This window comes from Duncaniella muris (assembly GCF_003024805.1).
In the GTDB taxonomy this organism is placed as follows: domain Bacteria; phylum Bacteroidota; class Bacteroidia; order Bacteroidales; family Muribaculaceae; genus Duncaniella; species Duncaniella muris.
This window is the reverse complement of record NZ_PUEC01000002.1, coordinates 59,821-85,273: the sequence shown is the minus strand read 5'-3', so window position 1 is coordinate 85,273 and position 25,453 is coordinate 59,821. Positions and strand designations below refer to the sequence as shown.

Genomic DNA, 25,453 nt, shown 5'->3' with positions numbered 1-25,453 from the left:
TCAGGATTGCTGATTACCTGATCTTGAGGGTTACGAATGTTATGACTGCGAGGAAGATGCCGATGATCCAGAAGCGGGTGACGATCTTCGATTCCGGGATAGCGCGCAAGGGGGCCTGGATGATGGCCTCGATGCCTGAGTTGCCGGGCTTCTGATAGTGGTGGTGGAGTGGGGTCATCTTGAAGATGCGCTGCCCCTTGCCGTATTTGCGCCTGGTGTATTTGAAATAGGCCACCTGAAGCATCACCGAGAGGTCTTCAACAAAGAAAATGGCGCAGAGGATAGGGATCAGAAGCTCCTTGTGGATGAGGATGGCGAACACGGCTATGATGCCGCCTATGGTCAGCGATCCGGTGTCGCCCATGAAGACCTGCGCGGGGTAGGCGTTGTACCAGAGGAAGCCGATCAGGGCACCGATGAAGGCCGACATGAACACAACCAGCTCTGACGACTGGGGTATGTACATGATGTTGAGGTAGGTGGAGTAGATGACGTTGCCTCCGAGATAGGCCATGATGGCCAGGGCCACGCAGATGATAGCCGAGGTGCCAGCACAGAGGCCGTCGAGGCCGTCGGTGAGGTTGGCTCCGTTGCTTGTGGCGGCCACAACCACGATGACCACGAGGATGAACAGTATCCAGCCGCCGACCTGGGCGTAGTCGCCGAGCCACTGGGTCAGATAGGCATAGTCGAAGTTGTTGTCCTTGACAAAGGGGATGGTGGTCTGGGTCGACTTCACATCCTGGCTCTCGCTTGCCATGACGGTCTCCACATTGTTCTCCGAGTATGTGACCGGCGTTACCTGGCGCTGAGTGATGTCGGGGCTGAGATACATGGTGAGGCCCACTATGAGTCCGAGGCCCACCTGGCCTATGATCTTGAATTTGCCTTTCATGCCCTCCTTGTCGTGCTTGGCCACTTTGATGTAGTCGTCGCAGAAGCCGAGTGATCCGAGCCATATGGTTGATATCAGCATGAGGATCATGTAGATGTTGCTCAGATCGCCCACAAGCAGGCAGGGAATGAGGATGGCGATTATTATGATTACTCCGCCCATTGTCGGAGTTCCGGTCTTCTGCATCTGTCCTTCGAGGCCGAGGTCGCGGATGATCTCTCCGACCTGCATGAGCTGCAGGCGGTCAATGATCTTGCGGCCGAACACCAGGGCTATGAAGAGCGAGAGCAGCAGCGCGGCTCCGGAGCGGAAGGTGATGTAGGTCATCAGTCGTGATCCGGGTATGTGGCTGTCTTGCAGAAGGTCAAATAGATAATAAAGCACTTGGGATAAATATTTTTAGATCGGTTTATCAATCGGGGGGATTCAATCGGGGGGATTTCTATCGGCCGGAGGCTGATTCGGAGGCTATGATCTCGCGGACCACCTCGCGGTCGTCGAAATGGTGTTTGACGCCCTTGATCTCCTGGTAGTCCTCATGGCCTTTGCCGGCTATGAGGATCACGGAGCCTTTCGAGGCGAGGGTGGCGGCGGTGCGGATGGCCTGGCGGCGGTCGGTGATGTGGAGTGTGCGTGTGCGGGCTTCCTCGTCAAGACCTTCCTCCATGTCGCGGAGAATCTCTTCAGGCTCCTCGAAGCGTGGATTGTCAGAGGTGAGGATGAGGCGTTCGCTGCGGGCTGCGGCCTCGCGGGCCATGATGGGGCGCTTGCCCTTGTCGCGGTTGCCGCCGGCTCCGACCACGGTGATGATCTCGCCCTGACGGCCTATGACCTCGCGGATGGCGTTGAGCACGTTGACCACTGCGTCAGGCGTGTGGGCGTAGTCAACGATCGCCGTGTAGCCCTTGGGCGAATGGAAGGCCTGGAAGCGTCCGGCCACCGGGACCAGGCGCGACATCTCCCGGAGCACGTCATCGTGGTTCCAGCCCAGCAGAATGCAGGCTCCGTAGACGGCCGTGAGGTTGTAGGCGTTGAATTTTCCGGTGAAAAGCAGTTCCACCTCGTGGCCGTTGAGACTCAGGAGGGTGCCGTCGAGGCGTGACTCCACGATGCGTCCGCGGAAGTCGGCCTCGGAGCGCAGGGAGTAGGTGAAACGCCGTGCGCGGGTGTTCTGAAGCATTACGTCGCCCACCTTGTCGTCAGCGTTGGTCAGCGCGAAGGCATCGGCGGGGAGCAGGTCGAAAAATTTCTTCTTGGCGGCGAGATAGGCCTCGAAAGTCTTGTGGTAGTCGAGGTGGTCGCGGGTGAGGTTGGTGAAGATGCCCCCTTCGAAGCGCAGACCGGCAATGCGCTGCTGGTCGGCGGCGTGTGAGCTGACTTCCATTGCGGCATATTCACAGCCGGCTTCCACCATGCGGTGGAGAAGTTCGTTGATGGTCAGCGGGTCAGGGGTTGTATGGCCGGTGGGATAGGCGGTGTCGTCCACGTAGTTGCAGACGGTTGAGAGGAGTCCGGCCTTGTGGCCGAGCAGCCGCGCCATCTCATAGATGAGTGTGGCGGTGGTTGTCTTGCCGTTTGTGCCGGTGACGCCTACGAGGTGCAGTTTGCGCGAAGGGTTGTCCCACCACTGCGATGCAAGATAGCCGAGGGCGAGCGCCGAGGAGGGGACCACGATGTAGGTGACATGCGTCGAGAGGTCTTCGGGGAGCTGCTGGCAGACCACCGCAGTGGCTCCTTTCTCCACGGCCATCGGTATGAACCTGTGGCCGTCGACGCTGACGCCGGGGACTGCCACGAAGAGTGTCCCTTCAGTCACCTGACGGGAGTCGGAGGTCAGACCCGATATCATTTTATCATCACTGCCGATGATCTCGACGGTTTGCACCGGAGCGAGCAGTTCGTTGAGCTTTTTCACCTTTGAAATTATTGATTTGGTTGTTGTTTCGGAAATCTGTAGTGCCCGGAGGCGGTGAGGGAGAGGGGGGTGAGAAGACGGTTTATTATATATATAAGGAGTTTTGGGCTCCGGATGTTCAGTTGGCCAGAACGAGGCGGATGCGGGTGCCTTTTGGCGGATGCGATCCGGCGGTGTGGCTCATAGACCTGACGTAGCCCGAACCGGAGTATTCCACGTTGTAGCCTGCGTTTTCGAGCGCCACGAGGGCATCACGGAGTCCGTAGCCTCTGACGTCAGGCACTCCGGAGGCCGAAGCGGTTTCGGGGGCGCGGAGAGTGCGGCGCGAGGGTATGGAGAATTCGGCTTTGACTCTCTCATATGGATTCTTGCCGGGGGTCACATAGAAGGTTGGGGCGTTGGTCGAGGGGGTGTTGTCGCGGTAGTCCGAGCTGTTGCCGAGCATTCCGCGGGAGTATAGCTTGAGAGCCACGTTGCGCAGCACCTGGCCGGAGGTGGTGGCGGCTCCGAAGAAGTTTTTGGTTGGGTGGCATGTGAGCACCACGCAGGAGTACATCGGGTTTTCTGCGGGGAAGAAGCCACAGAAAGCCAGGCGCTTCTTGCCCTGGTTGTAGGCACCGTTCTCGATCATGTAGCATGTGCCGGTCTTTCCGGCGATGCGCACGGTGTTGTTGCGGAGGAAGCGTCCGGTGCCGTGGTCGCCCCAGACCACGTTGGTCAGCATCTCGCGCACAATTTTTGCCGTTCGTGGCGAACATGCTCGTCCGGAACCCATGTAGCCTATGGGGAGCACCGAGTCGACCTCGCCGCGGATCTCCTTGACCAGACGTGGGCGCACGAAGACACCGTCATTGGCTATGGCGTTGTAGATGGCCAGGGTGTAGAGGGGCGGAATTTCGGTGGCATAGCCGTAGCTCATGCGCGAGAGGGCAATGCGGCCTCCGCGGTCAGAGGGCACACTGTCGATGCGCGGGGGCACCTCGCCGGCTATTCCGGTGTTGAGCGGTTCGAGGAATCCGAGCTGCTTGATGCGCGAGTAGAAGGCTCCGGGATTGTCGTTGTATTTCCGGGTTATGATGCGGGCCATGCCGATGTTTGACGACTGTTCGAGCACGTCGCCCACGCGGATGGCAGTGGAGTGGTGGGCGTCGGTTATGGCACGTCCTCCCGCATAGGCCCATCCGCTGCCGGTGGGGAGCATTTCGTCGAAGTTGGTGACAATGCCGTCTTCAACGGCTATCATCATGGAGAGGGTCTTAACGACTGATCCGGGCTCGTAGCCCATCACTGCCCGGTTGCGGGCCTCGATGTAGCCCGGACCGCGGGGATTGCGCTCAAGATTGGAGATGGCCTTGATGTCGCCGGTTTTGACATCCATGAGCACAGCCACCCCCCAGTCGGCCCCGCAGGTGTCAAGCACGTTGTTGAGCTCGCTCTCCACTATGTCCTGCATGTTGATGTCGATTGTGGTCACTATGTCGCTGCCGGGCACTGCCGGGATGTCTGTCCAGTCTGTGATCTTTTTTGTGAGGTTGATCATCTTGCTGTAGCCAATCTTGCCGTAGAGGAGCGAGTCGAGGGCCTTTTCGAGACCTGAAATGCCGTGGATCTCCTTGCTTTCAGTGGTTTCGCCCACGCCTCCGATGCTTCGGCGTGCCATGTCGCCGTAGGGGTTGAAGCGGCGCATGTATTTTTCGAATGTCAGGCCGTTGCGGTTGCGGTTTTTGATGCTGAAGAATGGGAGGGTACGCATGGTCTCCATGTCGGTGTGCGAGAGTCCGCTGAGGAGTTTGTAGGCTCTGGGGCGTTCGCTGTGCTTCTTGTCGAGGGGTGCGAGGAGGTGTTTTTTCCAGGCCTTTGCGCTGCGCACGGGGAAGAGGCGGGCCATGTCGGCGGCAAGCCAGTCAATGGTGTCGCGCAGGAGTTTTTCGTTGAATTTCTCGGCGCGGTAGTCGATGCGGGCGGTGTAGAAGTTGAGGTTTGTGGCCAGGACGCTGCCGTCAGAGGCGAGGATGTTGCCGCGCGGGGGCACTATGACCTTGCTCTGTGTGAGCAAGGCGTCGGCGCGTTCGTTCCACTTGTCAGCGTCAATGACGGTGTTTTCGACGAGTTTCGATACGATCATCGCCGAAAGAAGCAGAATGAACACGATGACGAGTCCATAGCGCAGAAGTATGTTGCTTCGGTTGTCCTTTTTCACGTTGGTTGGTCAGAGAGTGTTGTGGGCTGTGAGGGTGTTATGAGAGTGGCGGAGGGAGGGTTGAGCGGAGGGTCATTTGGGTATTTTGTAGGGCGGCTGGGCCTGAACTTTGAGGTTGAGATGGAGCGAGTCGACCATGTGTTGCATGGAAGTTTCGCGTTTGCGCCCCATGAAGGCGCTGCGCTCGCGGGCCTTTTCGTTGTTGACTATCTCAAGGGTGCGTTCGAGGGCTGCGATTTTCTCCATGTTGGTCTGGCAGGTGTATTTGGTCGTTATATAGACCATTATCACCACAATGCAGATGAGCACCGGGAGCCAGTGGCGGGCGAAGAAGTCGCTTGAGAGGACTTGGCCGCGGAAGAGGCGAGTGATAATGGAGGCTTTCATATTGTTGATGGGTCCTGGAGTTGCCGGAGGGGAGTTTCCGGGAGATTTTATATGTATTTTTTGCGGGTCAGAGTTTTACGGCTACACGGAGTTTGGCGCTGCGCGAACGGGGGTTGCGCTCGGTTTCTTCGGCCGTGGGGACTATCGGCTTGCCGCCCAAGGGCTTGAGGGGGGCTTCGATGCGCCCGAAGAAATCTTTCTCTACGTTGCCGGCGAAGTTGCCTGTCTTCATGAAGTTCTTTACCATGCGGTCTTCGAGGCTGTGGTAGGTGATTACGGCGAGGCGTCCGCCGGGCTTGAGGACTTTGAGTGCGCCCTGAAGGAGTTCGCGGAGTGCGCCCATTTCGTCGTTGACCTCTATGCGGAGGGCCTGGAACACCTGGGCGAGTTCTTTTTTCTCTTTGCGCTGGTCGATGTGGGGGCGGATGGCGTCGATGAGCCGTCCGATTGTCTGCAGGGGGCTTTCGCTGCGTGCTTTTACGATCGAGCGGGCCATCTGGCGGCTCTGTTTCAGTTCGCCGTAGATGTAGAGTATCTCGGCTATGCGCTCTTCGGGGAGGGTGTTGACCAGATCTGCCGCCGAGCGGCCAGCCTGACGGTTCATCCTCATGTCGAGGGGTCCGTCGAAGCGGAAGGAGAAACCGCGTTCGGTGTCATCGAAGTGGTGGAAGGAGACTCCGAGGTCGGCCAGCACTCCGTCAACTTCAGCCACGTCATAGTAGCGCATGAAGTTTGTGATGAAGCGGAAGTTGGAGTAGACCATCGTGAAACGGGGGTCGGAGGGGGCGCGGCGCACCGCATCCTCGTCCTGGTCGAAGGAATAGAGCATTCCGCCGAGGCCTGCGTCGAGACGCTCCATGATGGCGCGTGAGTGGCCGCCGCCGCCGAATGTGGCGTCGACGTAGATTCCACCGGGCTGAATGTCAAGGGCCGAGATGGTTTCGGGCAGCAGGGCGGGTATGTGGTAAACTTCTTCGGGCATGGGTGCGGAAAGGATCGTCAAAGGGGTTAGCTTTAGAGGGTGTAAAATTACAAAAATTTGCAAAACTAAACAGTAAAAAATCGCCGAAAATTTTAAGAAGTTATTAACATTCGGAAAAATAACTGAAAATCAGGGCTCCGGAGTATTTGCAAATGTAAATTTGCGGGGCTTCCGCATTATCGCATTCACCGGGTTCCTGCGGGCCGTATCTTTGCAGAAAAAAAAGCCATGAAGAAGAGAGTTAAAAAAGAGTGTCGCCGAATTGTTTCGGGCAAGTATTATGACGAACTGATGGGGCTGATCGCCAGGACTCTGATAGCCATAGAGGTGGAGAGAGACGAACTTGACCGCTGCCTGGAGGCTTTCAGCAGCTATCTGACCGTGGGGGTTGTTGATCCGGCGCCTGACGATCTGAATTTCAAGATGATAATGGCTCTGATGGAGCCGGAGATAGAGCGGGCCGCCGAGCGGTCGGCGCGGGCCAGACGACGGAAGAAGCCGAAAAGCGCCGACGAGGGCAATAAAGAGGCTCCCGCACCGTTAAATAATAATATGCAGGAAATAGTATTCGCCACCAACAATCAACATAAGCTCGAAGAGATCCGCCGCATTGTCGGCGACAAGTTCAGAATCCTGTCGCTCAGCGATATAGGCTGCCATGAGGAAATCCCCGAAACAGCCTCTACCCTCAGCGGCAACGCGCTGCTGAAAGCCCGCTACGTGAAGCGGCACTACGGCTATGACTGTTTTGCCGATGACACCGGCCTGATGGTCGATGCGCTTGGGGGCGCCCCCGGAGTCTATTCGGCCCGCTTTGCCGGCCCGGCCCATGACAGCGCGGCCAACATGGAGCTGCTTCTGCGCCGCATGGACGGTGCCGTGAACCGGTCGGCCCGCTTTGTCACCGTCATAGCCCTGCTGCTTGACGGCGAGGAGCATCTGTTTGAAGGCAAGGTGGAGGGCGAGATCCTTTCCGCGCCGCAGGGCACCGCCGGGTTCGGCTATGACCCCGTGTTCAAGCCCGCCGAAAGTCCGGTGAGCTTTGCCTGCATGAGCGCCGATGACAAGAATGCCATCAGCCACCGCGGGCGCGCCACGGCCCTGCTGCTCGACTACCTGTCGAAGCTCTGAGCCGGACACCCCCCACTCCTCTCTTAGAGGTTGTTTAAAAACAATAGTTAAAATCTGAGTGGTGTATCTTTTAGATAAATTGTTGCAAATGAGGATGGAGCATAGCGAGCTATGTGACTGACGAATTTCAACAATTTAGCAAAAGAGACACCAAGGCTCAGGTAACTAAAAAAATACTCAAACATGAAATTACTGAAAGGAAAAAAGACAATACCCTCGCCTGCGAAAGTTTTGGGCGCCTATGGCTCTTCATCTCAGTCACATAGCTCGCTATGCTCCTTCGATTCAGAGCCATATCCACCTCAAAACTTTCGCTCAGATTTTAACTATTGTTTTTAAACAACCTCTTAACACCACCCAACACATCCCCGATGACGCAAATGATAAGAAAACTCTTCGTAATCCTCCTACTGTGTCTGCTCCCGTCCGGGCTTTCCGCACAGCTCGCCACCGGCAGCTGGAAGGTCTACGGTGCTTTCGGTCTGCCTGACAAACTACTGGAAACCCCTCAGTTTGTCTATCTTCTGACCCAGGGCTCGCTCCATTCCTATGACAAGGCCAATGACGAAAGCCGCTCCTATCTGCCCGGCGACGATATAAACGGACACCAGATCAAGAATATCTTCTACAACACCGACAGACGCTATCTGACCATCTGCTACATGGATGCGGCCATTGATCTGCTCTATGACGACGGACGCCTGGTGAGCCTGCCTGACATACGCGATGCAAACCTTACGGTCTCGAAGGTGATCAACGATGTGAAGTTTGACGGCGATCTGATCTATGTGGCCACATCGTTCGGCCTGGTGGTGTTCAGAGAGAGCACCGCCGATGTCAAGGAGTCAGGGGTCTATAATGTCAATGTCGCGGCGATAGCCCTTACGCCTGACCACCTGCTCATCTATCCCCATGACGGCGACAAGGCCCGCCACCTGCTGGCCATCGAGAAGACAGCCCGCATGAATTCACTCGGCAACTACATCTCTGTCGGGGTGCTCCCTGACAACTATGTCGAGATCATCCCCCTTTCCGACGGCTATGCCGCCGACGGGATGACCCACTTCATTCTGCGTGACAACACGCCATATCTGGCCCACGTAGGCGTGAGGTTCGACCCGGTTCCGGAGTCGCACATCTGCTGGGTGGCCGGACAGACGCCGCAGTGCTTCAAAAGCGACGAGGGAGTGGTCTATTATGTGTCGGAGGGCCGGCTTTATGAAGTGGGACTGCCTCAGGAAACCAATCTCCCGGTGCCGGTGAAAGAGGTGGTGAGGATTCCGGAGATCATGAAGGACGATCTGATAGCCACGACTTCAGGAATGTCGTCGGTATGGGTGGCCGGAATGAAAGGTCTGGGCAACTACCGGCTTGACGCTGACGGGGGTGTGACGGTGTTGCGTGACCGGTTCCGTCCGTCGGGAGTGACTACTTTTTCTGATATTTCCTGCTTCTTTCCTTCATCGGACGGACGCGGATTCTATATCTCCAACCTTGGAATCAGTCAGGTGAAGCCTATAGGCAAAGGCGATTTCATGAATACGCGGTTTACCGGCAATTTCATCAGCGGCGGCAAGGTCGAGGATGTGGCGGTCACCGGCAAGATGACCATAAGAAACTCACCCGGAGCGACTTCGGCCCAGCGCTACGGCTACGACAACATTTTCGCGCCGGCCTTTGTGATAGAGGACCCGGATGACCCGACAATCCGCTACATCGGATCGGGTCTCGACGGCCTTTTCGTGGTCAAGGACGGGCAGGAGATAGGCAAGTTTGACGAAAACAGTAGCATCTACAAGTCCGCGAACTGGGCCTGGCGAACCAATGACGCCTGTTTTGACCCTGACGGCAATCTGATAATAGGTGTCTTTACCAACAATGCGAACGAATCGCCGATCGCTGTGCTTCCGGCCGAAAAACGCCGCACAAAAGATCTGCGCTCCATCACCAAAGACGACTGGCTGACTCTCGACATAGGCAACTACATCAGCAACCGCGACGTAGACCTGCTGCTCTGCCGCCATTCGCCCATGATCTTCCTGATCGCCTCGCACTATCAGGGAGGTTTCGCGGCCCTCCACCACGGAGGCACAGTGACCGATCCGTCTGACGACCGCCATGTCACGTTCTCTTCTCTGATCGATCAGGACGGCAAACAGTTTGTGACCAACTATCCGAGATGTCTGACTGAAGACAAGCGCGGCCGCATCTGGTGCGGTACCACTTCAGGCATCTATGAGATCACCAATCCGCTGAGTGTCTTTTCGCCGGACTTCACCATCAATCGCCTGAAGGTGCCCCGCAATGACGGCACTAATCTTGCCGACTATCTGCTGGAGACCGAGGACATCAACTGCATTGCGGTCGACGCCGCCAACCGCAAGTGGGTGGGAACTATGGATTCGGGGGTCTATCTCGTCAGCGAGAACGGCGATGAAGTGATAGCCAACTTCAACACATCGAACTCTCCGCTCAGCACCAACACCATCACGGACATCTATGTGGACCCCAACAGCAATTCGGTCTTCATAGCCACTCTTCATGGACTCTATGAGTATGCCTCCTCAACCAGCCCTGCGCGTCCGGACTATTCCGATGTCTATGCCTACCCCAACCCTGTGGAGCCGGGCTATTCGGGCTGGATCACCATAAAGGGCCTGATGGAGAATTCGCTTGTCAAGATCATGGATGCGGGGATGCACCTTGTCTACCAGACACGCTCCCAGGGCGGACAGGCCATCTGGGACGGCTGCTCGCTCAACGGATCGAGAGTGAAGAGCGGTGTCTACTATGTGCTCGCCTCAAGCGGTGACGATGTCAGCTCAGAGGGCGATGTGGTGACAAAAATACTCGTAGTCAATTAGAGGGCTTGTCATGAAACACCTTCTCAACCGAACATGTAGATTATAACGGACGTTTTCTTGATATGGAAACTTTGAAATATAAAGATGACACAGACCGCAGTTACGGTGCGACCGGAATGGCCATCGGACTGCTGATTTTCGACGGCGAGGATATGCTCGCCTCTATAAACATCGACGGCGATCCGAACGACATGGTGGTCATGTCGCCCGACTTCTATTTCGCCGGCAATCCCGGAGTCTCGGCGAAGACAGCCTGGAACCAGATGCTTAAAAACTATAATCTCGGCATAGGCATGCTGATGTCGAATCTTCTCTGCCGCCACCTTGTCTCTGCCCGCCAGGCTCTTCCGGCGGCTCTGCGCGAACGCCTCCACAGCATCGCGGTGGAGGAGGGACGTGATGCCTGTTCGCTTGAAGACGATGAGATAGACCGTCTTTTCGAGAAGAACATGTCTTATCTGACAAAGGTGTTCTCCCACAGAGGCGTGCAGTCCATAGCCCACGATTTTGCCGCCGAGCTGCTCTCGCGCCGCACGCTTTCGCGCCTCGATGTGCTCGAACAGCTTGAGGCTCTCAGAGTGCTCTGAGCCTTCCGGGCTGTCAGGCTCACACACGCGCACACAGGCGCACACGCATACATATTCAGATCATTATCAAACGTTTCAATAATTGTCAATAATGCTGAACAAACCTATCCATTTCGCGCCCTACCTCAAGTCTGTCATCTGGGGTGGAGAGCGCATCGCACCTTATAAGGGCATTACGACTGACCAGACTGCCATAGGCGAAAGCTGGGAACTGTCAGCCGTGCCTGGCCATATCTCCGTGGTTGACCGCGGACCTCTGGCCGGACAGTCTCTGACACAGCTGATCGAGACCTACAGAGAGGAGCTGACCGGTGCCGATATCTACAGCCGCTTCGGAACCGCTTTTCCTCTGCTTATAAAGTTTATCGACGCCAAGGCCGATCTCTCGGTGCAGGTGCACCCTGACGATGAGCTGGCGGCCCGACGCCACAATTGCCCCGGAAAGACCGAGATGTGGCACATCATCGACACCGAGCCGGAGGCCAAGATCTATGTGGGTCTGAAAGAGAGCATCACTCCCGATGACTATGAGCGCCGTGTGGCCGACAATACCGTCATGGAGGTGATCGATGCCTATGATTCGGCTCCCGGCGATACGTTCTTTCTCCCTGCCGGGCGCATCCATGCCATCGGTGCGGGCAATCTGCTTGCAGAGATCCAGGAGACGAGCGATATAACCTATCGCATCTATGACTATGACCGCCGCGACAAGGACGGCAATCCCCGCGAGCTCCACACGGCCCAGGCGCGCGATGCCATAGACTATACGGTGTATACTGACTATAAGTCACACCCCGAAGGGTCGGTGCTTGCCGATTGCAGCCATTTCGTGACCCGCAAATTTGCAGTTGACGGCAGCGGCGAGGTGGCGATTCCGCGTGACCGCGAGTCGTTTACCATCATCATCTGCCTTGAGGGCGAGACGGTGGTCTCATGGACCGACGGCGCAGGTGTGCGCGGGTCGCAGAAGGTTGTCCGCGGCGAGACGTGGCTCTGCCCTGCCGTGCTCCGTGACCTTGCGGTGTCAGGCAAATGCGAGATTCTATCGGTGCAGGCGTAAGCGTAAATCAATATCCTGACAGACATTACATTCAAATAAATATCTTTGCCCCCTGGCACCCGCGCGCAATGCGCTGCAGATGCCGGGGGCGATTATGTGCACATGGCCATGCGAAGACGGCCCGGCGGATGTCCGTCAGGCAGAGAATTGTAACCAAGTGGGGGGGAAGATCAGACTTCGCGGGAGATGATGAAGTCAAAGAGAGAGAGGAAATGGGCGGTGACGGGGGAGTCGAAGCGCCGGAGGATGGCGGCGGCTTCCTCACGAAGACGCTGCATGGTGGCGTAGGCATACTCAATGCCGCCGTTTGCGCGGGCAAAGGCTATAAGACAGTCAATCTCTTCCTCGCTCAGAGGTTCGCCGGAGCGGAGCAGGGCTTTCATGGCCTCGCTCTCCGGGCCTGTGGTGGAGTTGAGCGCATGGAGCAGCGGGAGGGTTACTTTGCCCTCGCGCAGGTCGTTGCCGGTAGGTTTCCCGATGGCCTTGGAGTCGAAATAGTCAAAAATATCGTCCTTGATCTGGAAACAGAGGCCGAAGAGCTCGGCGAAACGCCGCATGGCTTCGATAGATTCGTCGTCGGCTCCGGTGCAATAGCCACCCATAGCCACGCATGACACGAAGAGCGAGGCTGTTTTGTGGGAGATCACCTTGAAATAGGCCTCTTCGTTGAGTTCGTGGTAGCGGGCATTGTAAATCTGGTCCATCTCGCCGAGCGAGAGGAGCTTTCCGAGGTCGGCAATGGTGTTGATTACGCGCAGATCGGCCGTGCGGGCTGCCAGACGCAGGGCGTTTGACACGAAAAAGTCGCCGACAAGGACTGCCACATGATTGTCCCACATGGCGTTGATGGTCTCCTGGCCGTGGCGCTGGCTTGAATCGTCGACCACATCGTCATGAATGAGCGAGGCGTTGTGGAGAATCTCTACCGAGGCTGCTGCGGTCAGCACATTCTCGTTGACCCCGCCGAAGAGGCGCGCGGTCAGCATGACCAGCATAGGGCGCAGCTGCTTGCCTTTATGGCGTAGATAGGTGCCTATCACTTGATTCATCAGAGTGTTCGATGAATCAAGCGAGCTGCTGATCAGCTCGTCGAGACGGGTAAGTTCCGGCTGAAGTGATTGGCGTATGTCGGCAAATGCGGTCATATTCGAGTTGCAAATTTACAAAATTCTTCTGTAAACCATTCACGTTTGAAAAAATTAATGAAATAAATCCCGACAGCCCCATCCGCAGCCCCATCCGAAAACCGCTGAAAAGCCCGCGATACTAATAAATGTTAACAATAAGGCAATTTTTCTACATTTTTTCACGTTGATTGATTTAAAGTGCCTAATTTTACGGGTGAATACCAACACATGCATCTTCTCTATAACTAATTTATTTCCAATCAAACAGTTTCAATTGCGTTGGAAAAACACATCATAACACCTTGAATATGAATAAACTACCTCCCACAACAGGGATTGCCCGCATAGGGTACTCCGCGTTGCTGGCACTCAGTGCATTAGCATTCGGCTCGTGTGCCGACACTGCTCCTGAGATTCCACAGGAAGAACTTTATCTCAGAGGATTCATCCGCCAGTTCGGAGTTCCCGATCTGGAACGGTCCTGGAGCATGGCCAAGCCCATAAAAGCTACAGTAAATCTCAGATCGAAGACCGACGGAATAGCCCGTATCTATACCGATTCGCCTAATACCCCCGGCTGCCAGATGCTTGCCGCAGTCGAAGTGGCCTCCGGCCGCGGAACCGCATGTTTTGACGCGGACATACGCAGCAATCATGTGTATGTGCGTGTGGAAAACCGCGACGGCCAGGTGGAACTTTCCGGATTCATGCCTGTCAGCAAAGGGGCTGTCAGCATCACCGACAGCCGCAGTTCACGCTCAGGCAACTGCCCGGTCACCAAAAAAGCCGTTGAGCTTGAGGTTGACAGAATAAATGACAAGTGCCTGGAATTTCTCACCGGATTCCTCAGCGAGAACCCTGACAACTATCGCTTGAGCTGGGACGCTCTGGAGAAAGGAGACGACGAGATAGCCCGGAAACTCAGCCAGGAATACATTCTGTCAAACAAGCAGAAAGAGAATGTGCCCAATCTGTATCGTCTGGAGAACTTCGACTATTCACAGCGCTGCCCGGAATTCAGCATCGACGACATAAAACCGATCATACACCAGTACACCACCCCTGACGGAGAAGTGAAACCCGGACTCTTCGCAGAATATTCCGACCACGGAAACGAGATCTCAAACCTGCAGAAATATTATCATGAATTGAAGACTCTTGACCCTGACGTGGAACTGACAGTGAAAGAAGACGGTCCGGTGGTATTCGACCTGATGTGGCGCGCGCTCACCGAAAACGCCTACTGGGGCTATTACTATTACGATGAGGAAGACGCGAAAACCATCCGCACCGATCCCTGGGGCTTCTACAATCGTGTGCCCAAATTCATAGTGCTTGACTATGAAGGCAATGCCGGCAACCGACTTCAGGGTGACAACTCGCTGATGGAGATGAGACTCTGCAAAAACTGGGAACATCACAGTTCGGTGTACTACACAGACCCTGAGGATGACTCCCCAAACCACACTCTGAACGAAACCTGGGAGAAAATGGACTGGAACGCCTGCCGCACCACATACAATGAAGGCAAAAAGCTTCGCGGATGCAAGATCCGCTCCGTCAGCATGAAGCTGGTCTACTTCGGTAAAGACGGCAACGGCGAAGCGACCTACGACTTTCCGGCCGGAACAAGAATCGGTTTCATCTATGGCTCAAGCGGCCGCTCCGAGAAATTCTATCTGAGCGACGCCATACTCTCTCAGGCCATCCACCGCCCGTCGACGACCTATTCAGGTTCAGGTCAGGTCTCCGACGAGATCAAAAAATCGTCTGACTGGTTTCCGACATCAGCAAAGTTCAGCTTCAACGGTGAGAATTATGTGGGGTTTGAGGACGGAGGCCTTGACTGCGACCTTAACGACTTCATGTTCCGCGTCCACAACACATGGCCCCCTGAAACAGACATCACTCCTGACGATCTGCCCCGTCCCGACTCGAAGGAATGGATCATAGCCTGCGAGGACCTCGGAAGTTTCGATGACTATGACTTCAATGACGTAGTGCTGAAAGTAGCTTTCGTGCCAAAAGCCACTGAAGGCGGCAGGAACAAGGTAAGAATCACTCCTGTGGCATGCGGAGGTCAACTCAACAGCTACGTTTATTTTCAGGATCATGTGCTCGGCGAGATCCATTCGCTGTTGGGCTGTCCGGGCGGCATTCCTGCCGGCGTGGGCAACGGCACTCCTGACATAGACCACTCGAAAGTCAGATCATTGGAATTCGAGGTAGATGATGACTGGCTGCTGTCAGAAAGATACGAAACCGACTTCACCGTCAGCACTACCTGGATGAACGGCGAGGAAATCAGAGGCGAATGGATCAAAAAGATCCAGGACGGAATAAACGGCGAACACCTCAAAGCCCCGCAGATACTCCTGCTCCCCACTGAATGGAGCTGGCCGGTGGAACGCTGCGGAATTCTCGACGCTTATCCGGACTTCATAAAGTGGATCGGCAATATAGAGAATTATGACTGGGTTGACAACAAGCCTTATCCCGGAAACATCTATACACGTATCGACTGAGCAACAAATTATTGAATGCACACAGACAGAGAGTCTCTGTCGCAGGGTGTGCCGGAGCATTAGTGTGGTAGCTCCGGCACACCCTTTGCACATTGAAATTCTCGAAATTTCAGCATTCAATCCTTATATGTCAATTTTTTGTTGTATCTTTGTAATCAGACAACTAAAATCCTCAGATATGGCAAGACCAATTAAAGAAACCCCGGTGCTGAAGGGGAAAGACGCAGAGCGATTCGCAGAAAGGATGGAGACTGTCGGACGTGCATCCGCCAAAGAAATTGAGGAGGCCCGCAAAGCATACGAGGCGTTCAAAGCCATCAGCACCTTTCCGATGTGATTATGAATTTTGAAAAGTTCACGTTTCGGCAGATTGAAGCCGACACAGAAATAAAGCCGTTTGATTGTGGTGACCCCGATTTGAACGGCTTTCTTTTTGATGACGCTAAGAATTATCTTGATGTCATGCTTGCCGTAACATATCTGCTTGAAGACAACGAAGCAAATAAAACTGTGGCATACTATTGCCTGTTGAATGATAAGATTGAACTTGACCCCGATGAAAGATCAAAGTGGAACAAGATTAACCGTAAGATCCCAAACAATAAACGATACCATGCTTATCCAGCCGTGAAAATCGGACGCTTGGGAGTATCTCAGGAGTATGCCAATAAGCATATCGGGCAAATGGTTCTTATGCAGATCAAAATGATCTTTTCCCGTATGACATTAAGCGGATGCAGGTTTATTACTGTGGATGCGTATTCAAATGCTGTTCCGTTTTATGAGAAATGTGGGTTCCATTGTCTTTCTGATAAAGATATCAATGAGCCGACAAGAGCTATGTATTTTGATTTGATGTACTATAAGAAATAGAGGTGGATCTCAGAGAGCGTTTAAGTTTATTTGTCAGAGGATTTGAGGGAGTATGTGAAATTTAATCACTAACTTTACCCCAAATTTGACTTTACCAATATGGAAAAACGCCTATTCCTGCTCGATGCATACGCTCTGATCTACCGGGCCTACTATGCCCTGATACGTTCGCCACGCTTTGCCGGCAACGGGTTCAACACCTCGGCTGTGTTCGGCTTCTGCAACACGCTCGACGAACTTCTGCGCAAGGAAAACCCTTCGCACATAGCCGTGTGCTTCGATCCTTCAGGCCCGACATTCCGCCACGAGGAATTCGCCGACTACAAAGCCAACCGCGACAAGCAGCCGGAAGATATCACCGCGTCGGTGCCTTATATCAAGCGTATCCTCGAAGCCTACCGCATCCCGGTGATCGAGGTGAAGGGCTATGAGGCCGATGACGTGATAGGCACTCTGGCCAAGCGCGCGGCCGCCGAGGGTTATGACACCTACATGATGACCCCTGACAAGGACTACGGCCAGCTGGTCGATGACCATATCTTCATGTATCGTCCGGCGCTCCGTGGCGAGGGCTTCGAGATACGCGACGCAGCCAAGGTCTGTGAGCGCTACGGAATAGCCCGCCCCTCGCAGGTGATAGACCTCCTGGCGCTCGAAGGGGATGCCTCCGACAACATTCCAGGCTGTCCGGGTGTCGGCGAGAAGACAGCCCGCACCCTGATCGAGACCTGGGGATCGGTGGAAAACCTGCTCGAAAACACTGACAGCCTCAAAGGCGCGCTGCAGAAAAAGGTCCGCGAGAACGCCGACCAGATCCGCCTTTCAAAATATCTTGCCACGATCAAGACCGATGTGCCCGTGGATATTTCCGTCAGCTCGCTCGAACGCAAGCCGATGGACGTGGACAAGCTGCTTGAGGTTTACGGCGAACTGGAGTTCCGCACTCTGGCCGCGCGCCTCAAAGCCGGAGCCCGCCAGGGGCAGGCCGACACACAGCCGGCTGCCGCCCCCGCCCCGCCACAGCCTGAGGCTGACAGCAGCGGCATGGGATCGCTCTTCGACATGCCCGATGACGGCGCCACGGCTTCCGACACTCCGGCTCAGGCCTGCGAGAGCCGCGACTACCGCCGCATCGAAAGTCCGGCTGAAGCAGCCTCGGTGGTCAGCCGCATTTCCGGTTCGAAATTCATCGGAGCATCGTTCTACGCCATCGGCGAGGACAGCATGACCGCGCGCTGGTCAGGACTCGCTCTTTCAGTGAGCGACTGCGAGGGCTGGTTCATTGATCTCCCCGCCGACTCGCCGGAACGCCGCGCCGAACTACTTGCAGTGATCGAGCCGCTGTTTAGCGGCAGCGCCACTCTGGTGAGCCACGATGTGAAACGCGGCTATCTGCTGCTCAAAAAAGAAGGCGTCAATCTGACAGCCCCCTGGTTTGACACCTCCGTGGCCCACTATCTGATCGATCCGGAAATGAAACACGAGTTGCGCTATGTGGTGGCCAAATATCTCCGCCTCGAACTCGCAGGAGTGGCCCCGGATTCAAAAGCAGGCCACCCGAAGACGGCGCTTGAGCCGGAGGCCGCCGTGGCCCGCTACTGCGAGGAGGCCGATCTGGCCCTGCGCCTGCGCGCTCCGCTCCAGAGCGATGTGGATAGCCGCGAGATGGGCCGGCTGCTGGCCGATGTGGAGTTTCCGCTGATCAGAGTGCTCGCCGAGATGGAATTCACAGGAGTGAGAATCGACTCAAACGTGCTTACCGACCTCTCCGCCCGGCTGAAAGAGCGTATCCGCGCTCTGGAGGAAGAGGCCTATGAAATGGCCGGCGGTCCGTTCAACATCGGCTCTCCCGCCCAGGTCGGCATGGTGCTGTTCGAAAGGCTCAACATCGACCCCAAGGCCAAGAAGACCGCCCGCGGATCCTACTCGACAACCGAGCAGGTGCTTGAGAAATATGCCCCGAAGGTGCCCCTGGTCAGCCTGATTCTGAAGATCAGGCGCCTCAAGAAGTTGGTGACCACCTATCTTGACGCACTCCCGGCGCTGGTCAATCCGCAGACCGGAAAAATCCACACCTCCTATAACCAGACAGTCACTGCCACCGGGCGCATATCGTCGACCAACCCCAACCTGCAGAACATCCCCGTCAGGACTGACGAAGGCCGCGAGATACGCCGCGCGTTCATAGCCGATCCGGGCGACATGATCATGAGCGCCGACTATTCACAGATCGAGTTGCGCCTCATAGCCGATCTGTCGGCAGACCGCGACATGATAGAAGGCTTCCTCTCAGGCGATGACATACACCGCATCACGGCATCTAAAATCTACGGTGTTCCGCTCGAAGAGGTCACTGACGACCAGCGCCGCCACGCCAAGACGGCCAACTTCGGTATCATCTACGGCATCTCGGCCTTCGGTCTGTCGGAGCGTCTGGGAATAGCCCGCGCCGAAGCCAAGAAACTGATCGACGGATATTTCGCCACCTATCCCCACATACGCGAATATCTCAGCAAATCAGTGGAGACAGCCCGCGAGCAGGGCTATGTCAGCACCCGCATGGGTCGCCGCCGCTATCTGCCCGACATCAACTCGCGCAATGCGGTGGTGCGCGGCTATGCCGAACGCAATGCCGTCAACGCCCCCATCCAGGGCTCGGCCGCCGACATCATCAAGGTGGCCATGATCAGCATCTTCAACGAGATGGAAGCCCGCGGCATGAGATCGAGAATGCTGATGCAGGTGCATGACGAACTCATATTCAACATTGTGCCCGGAGAGACCGAAGAGATGCGGAAACTCGTAGTCAGCTGCATGGAAAACGCCTATCACGGCGCAGTGCCACTGACAGTCTCAGCCGGCATAGCCGACAACTGGCTCGGAGCACACTAACAAAAATCACCACCTATATTATATATAGCAAGTGTTATTATAGCAAGTTCACACTTACAAACGAAAACAAGCCCATATATGACTCCCGAAGAGAAACTTCAGATAGAAGAACGCATCGTCACGATGCTCAAAACTGTCTACGACCCCGAAATTCCGGTAGACATCTATAACTTAGGCCTGATCTACAGCATAGACCTCGATGATGACGGTAATCTGAAAATCGACATGACCCTGACCGCGCCCAACTGTCCGGCCGCCGATTTCCTCGTGGAAGATGCCCGCATCAAGCTCGAAAGCATCGAGGGAGTGAAAAGTGTAGATATCCGCATAGTCTTCGAGCCAGAATGGACCAAAGACATGATGAGCGAAGAAGCCAAACTCGATCTCGGATTTCTCTGAGCATAAAGCATCGGACTCAACAGACAGCTACTGAAAGGTGAGCACACGCAACAAAACATATTTCATCAGTGACCTCCATCTCGGAGCCTCCTACATCAGTGACCCCCGGCAACATGAGATGCGGGTGGTCAGCTTCCTGCATTCCATTGCTCCTGACTGCCGGCGGCTCTATCTGCTTGGTGACGTGCTGGACTACTGGTGGGAATACCGCAACGTGGTTCCACGCGGATTTACCCGCTTTTTCGGCGCCCTTGCAGCTCTGGCCGACAGCGGAGTCGAAATCACATGGCTCAAAGGCAACCACGACATCTGGATTTTTGACTATCTCCCGTCAGAAATCGGGCTGAAGGTCCATGACGGAATCCTTGTCACCGAACTTGACGGGCACCGCTTCCTGCTGGAACACGGCGACGGCGTAGGGCGTCTCCCCTGGTCGTTCCGCCGGCTGCGCTCACTCTTCCGCTCACGCACAGCCCAGAGGCTCTTTGCTGCCATCCACCCGCGCTGGACGGTAGGCTTCGCACACTCCTGGTCATCACATTCCCGCAAGCAAGGAGGCTATGTGGCCTCTGACCGTGCGGGCGACTCGCTAATCGAGTTTGCCGAAGAATACAGCCGCAATCCTTCCAATCCGAAAGTCGACTATTTCATTTTCGGCCACTGTCACATTTTGCTTCGAAAGCCAGTAGGAAACGGGGCTGAAATGGTGATCTTAGGTGACTGGATCAGCCGTTTCAGCTATGCCGTATGGGACGGAAACTCACTGTCGACACGCATTTATGAAGAGTGAAAGAATCATGTCGCCCTACTTCTTTAACGTATATTAAATATTATATGCAATATTTTCACATTTACATAATCACCTGACCGACATTGATCTATATGTCAATTCTGCAATAATTGCAAATTTTTCGATATAAAATTATGTTGGAAAACATATAGATTTATTTGTCAGGAGCAGAATCTTGTCCTACCTTTGCACCACGAACCTAAAACAATCTTTTTTACCTTAGAAATTGTACCTATTGGAAACTCATAAACGGGAGCCGCGCGAAGCTGCTCCCGTTTAATTTTATCAAAAGCGAAACAAACCGGCAAAAGCGCAAGCACCGGAAGCCGGATCAGAGAAAGCAGCGAAAGCTCTTTTTGAAAAAATTAACACTTGGTATGGAGATTTCACTTGCATAAGAGAAGTAAATGGTATAACTTTGTATCGAAATTAAAATTGTAATTATTACAACTTAATAATAAATCCAAACCCAAAGTTCCGTTGATACGATGCAATCCTATAGTTTCACCACTCAAGAAGTCCTGGACACCCTCTCAGAAGGAGGCGTAAAACCATCCGCGCAGCGGATGGCCATCCTCAGATTTCTGATGGAAAACCGGGTACATCCCACAGTCGACGAGATATTCAAGGCCCTGCAGCCGGAAAACCCCACGCTTTCGCGCACCACAGTCTACAACACACTGCGACTGCTGACCGAAGCCGAGATAATCCGCTGCATCGAAACCGGAGTCAACGGCGCCCGCTGGGACTACTCTCAGCATGACCACGCCCACTTCCTCTGTACGGAATGCGGCCGAGTGACTGACGTAGCCTTTACGATGCCCTCGTCACTGCCTCTCCCGGAGAGCGGCTATCAGGTAAAGTCAGCGGATGTGATCTTCCGAGGCACCTGCCCCCTCTGTGCCGGATAAAGGCCTCACCTACCCCACTCCGCCCCCGGCGGCGTAAAACGCCGGCAGCAAACACAAAGAAACAAAATAAAATATCGTATAATTATCTAAACAACACAAACTTATGAAAAAGAAATTCATCTGCACCGTATGTGGTTACGTTCACGAAGGTGACGAAGCACCTGAAATCTGCCCCCTCTGCAAAGCACCCCGTTCAAAATTCAAGGAACTTAACGAAAGCGCAGCTCTCGAATTCGTGACCGAACACGTGATCGGCATTGCAAAAGATACCGATGACGAAATGAAGGCTGACCTCCGCGCACACTTCGAAGGCGAATGCGCCGAAGTAGGCATGTATCTGGCCATGTCGCGCCAGGCCGATCGCGAAGGCTATCCTGAAATCGCAGAAGCCTTCAAGCGCTACGCCATTGAAGAAGCCGAACATGCTTCTAAATTCGCAGAGCTCCTCGGCGAATGCGTATGGTCGACCAAAGAAAACCTCGAAAAGCGCATGGCTGCCGAAGCCGGAGCCAATGCCGACAAGATGCGCATCGCACGTCGTGCCAAAGAGCTCAACCTCGATGCAATCCATGACACCGTTCACGAAATGGCCAAAGACGAAGCTCGCCACGGCCAGGGCTTCCAGGGTCTCTACAACCGCTATTTCAAGAAATAAGAGCTTGTCTGAAAACAACTCCTAAGCCCAAAATGGCAGCATAATAGCTATAAGCCTATTTTTCAGAGGCGCACATCTCCATGTGAGTGTGCGCCTTTTTCATTGTCAGACAGTGACCGGGCTCCATGTTATGTTAATTAAAATTAACATGCAAATTATTTTGTAACAGTTTTGTTGGCAATTTGTAACTATGTTGTAACTTTGTCGGACAATACCTCTATTGTGTCGCAAATGGAATGACACAACCGGCACCAAGCCAATCTAATTCAGAGTCAACAAAGGAGAAACATGAAACGAATTTTTTACACCGCAATGCTCTGCATTGCCGTTGTCGTCACAGCCATAGGCTGCAAGACATCTCCGAAGACAGGAAACGACAAAAAAAGCGGCACTGAGAAAAGCCTGAAAGAACCTGTCAAATTCAACCGCGACAGCGCATATGCCTATGTGCGCCGTCAGGTAGCCTTTGGTCCACGCGTTTCAGGCACTCCCGCCAATCTCAAATGCCGCGACTATATAGTCTCCGAACTGACCCGCCACGGAGCCCAGAACGTCAGCGTACAGACCGGCGAAGTCAAGGCCTTCAACGGCGATGTCCTGCCCATAGGCAATATCATGGGCTCCTATCAACCGGAAATCAAAGACCGCATTCTGCTCCTCGCCCACTATGACACCCGCCCCTGGGCCGACTCTGACGCTCAGGAGGAAAACCGCCTGCGGCCAGTACTCGGAGCCAACGACGGTGCCAGCGGAGTGGCCGTGTTGCTCGAAATAGGCCGCCTGCTCAACCAGCACAAAACTCCGGTTGGAGTTGACCTGCTGTTTGTCGACGCCGAAGACTACGGCCAGGCCTCAGGGTTCTCCACTCATGACTCCACCTGGTGTCTGGGCACACAATACTGGATCGAAAACATGCCCTACGCCTCTGACTCTCTGCCCCGCTATGCCATACTCTTCGACATGGTAGGCGGCGTAGGCGCCAAGTTCCACCGCGAATTTTTCTCCGACTCAGAAGCCAGCCAGCTCGTTGACAAAGTCTGGTCCGTTGCCGAGCGCTCCGGCTTCGGCGACCGCTTCATCAACAAAAACGGCGGATCCGTGGTCGATGACCATATCTTCCTCAACAAAGCCGGCATCCCGGCAATTGATATCATCGAGACCAAAAACGACGAGACAGGGTCGTTTGCCCCGACCTGGCACACCGCCAATGACAACCTCGACAACATCGATCCCTCCGCCATGCAGGCTGCAGGCCAGACCGTGCTCAACCTGCTCCACAACGAAATCCAGTGTGTGCAGTGACCGCTCCACACATTCCAAGGCATAAAAAAATAAAACAATTTTTCAAATTTTCCGCCAAAAGGTTGCATAATTAAAAAAAACAGTGTAATTTTGCAACGCAAATTTAGGGAGAGCCCAAAGAAAAATTGCATCTGCTTCAGTAGCTCAGTTGGTTAGAGCACCTGACTGTTAATCAGGGGGTCGTTGGTTCAAGCCCATCCTGAAGCGCAAAACGCCATACTTAAAACAATATCCAAAGCTTCAGTAGCTCAGTTGGTTAGAGCACCTGACTGTTAATCAGGGGGTCGTTGGTTCAAGCCCATCCTGAAGCGCGCATCGAAAGAGGCAGGCGGTTCGACAGATATGTCGGACCGCCTGTTTCTTTCCATATATGCAAAACAGTGCATCAATCGGGCAAAATAGTATCATATCAAGCGTTTAATTTTGCATAAATTTGCAAAAATTGACTGACCTATCAACTTCACCTATCAAACAGCATTACCAATAACATTCGATCAGAAACTCTTAGACCTGACATCACACACGCTGAAATAACCTAAAAAACACCATATCAAAAACATCTTCTTACCTAAATCACATTTTACGCTTATGATCAAACATCTACTCGCATCAGCCGCTCTCGTAGCAGCGCTCTCCGCATCAGCCGCCGAAGTAACCCTATGGGAAGGCAGCTGCAATCTCGGCACAAGCTGGTCAGAGTCATTCTCTATCCCACAGTCTGAGCTCACCGTGCTTGGCAATGAGTCAGCCGTTCTGACTTTCCACTACACTCTTGATCCCAAATGTACCTACTGGCAATACAAACCTTGCTCAGACGTATCCGGCTGGACACCACTTGATGTGGCCACTGAACTCGGCAACGACTACCAGTGCATTTCGGTAGAAGCAGGTTCAAGCAAAACCGACTGCCCCCTTGGAGCCAAAGATATAGCGGCCATCAAGGCTGACGGTCTGCGCGTGCAGGGCTACGGCATGACTGTGACCAAAGTCACCTGCGAGACAGACAAGACCGTTGACGAAAACCTTCTGTGGGAAGGCGAATGCACTCTCTCGTGGAGCTCTCAGGGAGCCATCATCCCAGCCTCCAAACTGAAAGCAGGCGACCTTCTGAAATACACTTTCTCTACCGCCGGAAGCGGTTCTCAGGTCATTGTCAAGGGCGCTGACTGGAACGACCTCCTCGGCTCCGCCAAGATCGCCCAGAAAGATATCGCCACCGGTTCGGCAATCGTGGGCGTTACCCAGGAAATGCTTGACAACTGCGGCGCCAACATCAATGTACAGGGCGAAGGCGGCTGTGTGCTGACCAAAGTTGAACGCGCAGGTTCTTTCGATCCCGCCGGTGTAGTGGCCTATGGCGAACGCTTCTGCGGAACGAACGTATTCACAGTGCTACCCAAAAGTGCTACCCAGCTCGCTGTGACTTTCACCGCAGCCGTTGACTATGCACAGCTGATGAACAGCAGCTGGACCGACCTTGCGGCCACCAGCTCCAGCAAGACCAACGCTGACGGCACCGTGACCTACACATTCGGCCTCACAGCAGATATGATCTCGGCCATCAATGCCAAGAAAGAGCTTATCATCAATTCCAACGGCAAACTCATTTCCGTAAACCTGCCTTCTGGCGATGACAGCGGCATAGCCGATATCGTGGCCGACGAAAACGTTCCCGTTGAATACTTCAACCTCCAGGGTATCCGCGTTGAAAACCCAGAAAACGGCCTCTACATCCGCCGTCAGGGCAACAAGGTTTCAAAAGTTATCATCCGATAAGGCTGCTTATACCTTTTCCGTCTACAATAATCTGAACAAGTTTCAGAAGTCGAGGGGCTGCACCGATGGGTGCAGCCTCTTTGTTATGCTATGACGGCCGGATGGTGATGTCCGCAGGACATCGATTTACTCATAGCCCGTGACACCGCAGCGCACAGCGCCAAGGTGTCACGGGTTCGTGA

General features: G+C 54.4%; 20 protein-coding genes and 2 tRNA genes. 16 read left to right on the top strand and 6 right to left on the bottom strand.

The genetic code is table 11. The features are described from left to right. Window positions 1–13: 13 nt before the first annotated feature. The 5 genes from mraY to rsmH all read right to left on the bottom strand — a co-directional run bounded on the left by mraY (window position 14) and on the right by rsmH (window position 6,379). On the bottom strand, window positions 14–1,279 hold the full coding sequence (gene mraY, locus C5O23_RS01095) for a phospho-N-acetylmuramoyl-pentapeptide-transferase (RefSeq protein ID WP_107031107.1): 1,266 nt from the start codon (window positions 1,277–1,279) through the stop codon (window positions 14–16). A gap of 58 nt (window positions 1,280–1,337) precedes the next feature. Further along, window positions 1,338–2,810 carry a UDP-N-acetylmuramoyl-L-alanyl-D-glutamate--2,6-diaminopimelate ligase gene (locus C5O23_RS01090; protein ID WP_107031106.1) on the bottom strand — a complete coding sequence of 491 codons (1,473 nt, stop codon included), beginning with the start codon at window positions 2,808–2,810 and terminating at the stop codon, window positions 1,338–1,340. Between the two features lie 118 nt (window positions 2,811–2,928). Continuing rightward, a complete protein-coding gene (locus C5O23_RS01085) occupies window positions 2,929–5,010 on the bottom strand; it encodes a penicillin-binding protein (protein ID WP_107031105.1) in 2,082 nt (693 codons plus the stop codon). A 72-nt stretch (window positions 5,011–5,082) separates the two neighbouring features. Next, on the bottom strand, window positions 5,083–5,397 hold the full coding sequence (locus C5O23_RS01080) for an FtsL-like putative cell division protein (protein ID WP_107031104.1): 315 nt from the start codon (window positions 5,395–5,397) through the stop codon (window positions 5,083–5,085). Window positions 5,398–5,464: 67 nt separating this feature from the next. After that, window positions 5,465–6,379, bottom strand: a complete 915-nt coding sequence (rsmH, locus tag C5O23_RS01075; protein WP_107031103.1) for a 16S rRNA (cytosine(1402)-N(4))-methyltransferase RsmH — start codon at window positions 6,377–6,379, stop codon at window positions 5,465–5,467. A 552-nt stretch (window positions 6,380–6,931) separates the two neighbouring features. On the opposite strand from rsmH, the gene C5O23_RS01070 reads away from it, so the two are divergent. From C5O23_RS01070 to C5O23_RS01055, 4 genes are all read left to right on the top strand, one after another. Beyond that, the gene (locus C5O23_RS01070) at window positions 6,932–7,510 is read left to right on the top strand and encodes a non-canonical purine NTP diphosphatase (RefSeq protein ID WP_107031188.1); all 579 of its coding nucleotides are present in this window, start codon (window positions 6,932–6,934) and stop codon (window positions 7,508–7,510) included. A 380-nt stretch (window positions 7,511–7,890) separates the two neighbouring features. After that, window positions 7,891–10,374, top strand: a complete 2,484-nt coding sequence (porZ, locus tag C5O23_RS01065) for a type IX secretion system anionic LPS delivery protein PorZ (RefSeq protein WP_107031102.1) — start codon at window positions 7,891–7,893, stop codon at window positions 10,372–10,374. A gap of 62 nt (window positions 10,375–10,436) precedes the next feature. After that, entirely contained in the window at window positions 10,437–10,961 is a 525-nt protein-coding gene (locus C5O23_RS01060; RefSeq protein ID WP_107031101.1) for a hypothetical protein, read from the top strand. 91 nt (window positions 10,962–11,052) lie between these two features. Beyond that, entirely contained in the window at window positions 11,053–12,021 is a 969-nt protein-coding gene (locus C5O23_RS01055; RefSeq protein WP_107031100.1) for a type I phosphomannose isomerase catalytic subunit, read from the top strand. Window positions 12,022–12,191: 170 nt separating this feature from the next. Here the strand turns inward: C5O23_RS01055 and C5O23_RS01050 are convergent, their stop codons facing one another. Continuing rightward, complete coding sequence (locus C5O23_RS01050) at window positions 12,192–13,166, bottom strand: polyprenyl synthetase family protein (protein WP_107031099.1); 975 nt, start codon at window positions 13,164–13,166, stop codon at window positions 12,192–12,194. Between the two features lie 290 nt (window positions 13,167–13,456). On the opposite strand from C5O23_RS01050, the gene C5O23_RS01045 reads away from it, so the two are divergent. From C5O23_RS01045 to C5O23_RS00995, 12 genes are all read left to right on the top strand, one after another. Beyond that, the gene (locus C5O23_RS01045; protein ID WP_133166484.1) at window positions 13,457–15,673 is read left to right on the top strand and encodes an LruC domain-containing protein; all 2,217 of its coding nucleotides are present in this window, start codon (window positions 13,457–13,459) and stop codon (window positions 15,671–15,673) included. 178 nt (window positions 15,674–15,851) lie between these two features. After that, window positions 15,852–16,010 (top strand): hypothetical protein, encoded by a 159-nt coding sequence (locus tag C5O23_RS14420; RefSeq protein ID WP_170068189.1) that lies wholly within the window; start codon window positions 15,852–15,854, stop codon window positions 16,008–16,010. A 2-nt stretch (window positions 16,011–16,012) separates the two neighbouring features. Beyond that, complete coding sequence (locus tag C5O23_RS01040) at window positions 16,013–16,546, top strand: GNAT family N-acetyltransferase (protein ID WP_107031097.1); 534 nt, start codon at window positions 16,013–16,015, stop codon at window positions 16,544–16,546. Window positions 16,547–16,645: 99 nt separating this feature from the next. Further along, window positions 16,646–19,438 (top strand): DNA polymerase I, encoded by a 2,793-nt coding sequence (polA, locus tag C5O23_RS01035; protein WP_107031096.1) that lies wholly within the window; start codon window positions 16,646–16,648, stop codon window positions 19,436–19,438. 78 nt (window positions 19,439–19,516) lie between these two features. Then, complete coding sequence (locus C5O23_RS01030) at window positions 19,517–19,837, top strand: metal-sulfur cluster assembly factor (protein ID WP_107031095.1); 321 nt, start codon at window positions 19,517–19,519, stop codon at window positions 19,835–19,837. 37 nt (window positions 19,838–19,874) lie between these two features. Next, entirely contained in the window at window positions 19,875–20,627 is a 753-nt protein-coding gene (locus C5O23_RS01025) for a UDP-2,3-diacylglucosamine diphosphatase (protein WP_107031094.1), read from the top strand. Window positions 20,628–21,115: 488 nt separating this feature from the next. Continuing rightward, window positions 21,116–21,538, top strand: coding sequence for a Fur family transcriptional regulator (locus C5O23_RS01020; protein ID WP_107031093.1), 423 nt, complete (start codon window positions 21,116–21,118; stop codon window positions 21,536–21,538). Between the two features lie 103 nt (window positions 21,539–21,641). Continuing rightward, the gene (locus tag C5O23_RS01015) at window positions 21,642–22,193 is read left to right on the top strand and encodes an NADH peroxidase (RefSeq protein ID WP_107031092.1); all 552 of its coding nucleotides are present in this window, start codon (window positions 21,642–21,644) and stop codon (window positions 22,191–22,193) included. A gap of 288 nt (window positions 22,194–22,481) precedes the next feature. Next, window positions 22,482–23,495 (top strand): M28 family peptidase, encoded by a 1,014-nt coding sequence (locus C5O23_RS01010; protein WP_107031091.1) that lies wholly within the window; start codon window positions 22,482–22,484, stop codon window positions 23,493–23,495. A 133-nt stretch (window positions 23,496–23,628) separates the two neighbouring features. Continuing rightward, window positions 23,629–23,702, top strand: a tRNA-Asn gene (locus C5O23_RS01005). A 30-nt stretch (window positions 23,703–23,732) separates the two neighbouring features. Next, a tRNA-Asn gene (locus C5O23_RS01000) sits at window positions 23,733–23,806 on the top strand. A gap of 277 nt (window positions 23,807–24,083) precedes the next feature. Beyond that, window positions 24,084–25,271: a hypothetical protein gene (locus tag C5O23_RS00995; RefSeq protein WP_107031090.1), complete on the top strand. Its 1,188-nt coding sequence runs from the start codon at window positions 24,084–24,086 to the stop codon at window positions 25,269–25,271. Window positions 25,272–25,453: the final 182 nt, after the last annotated feature.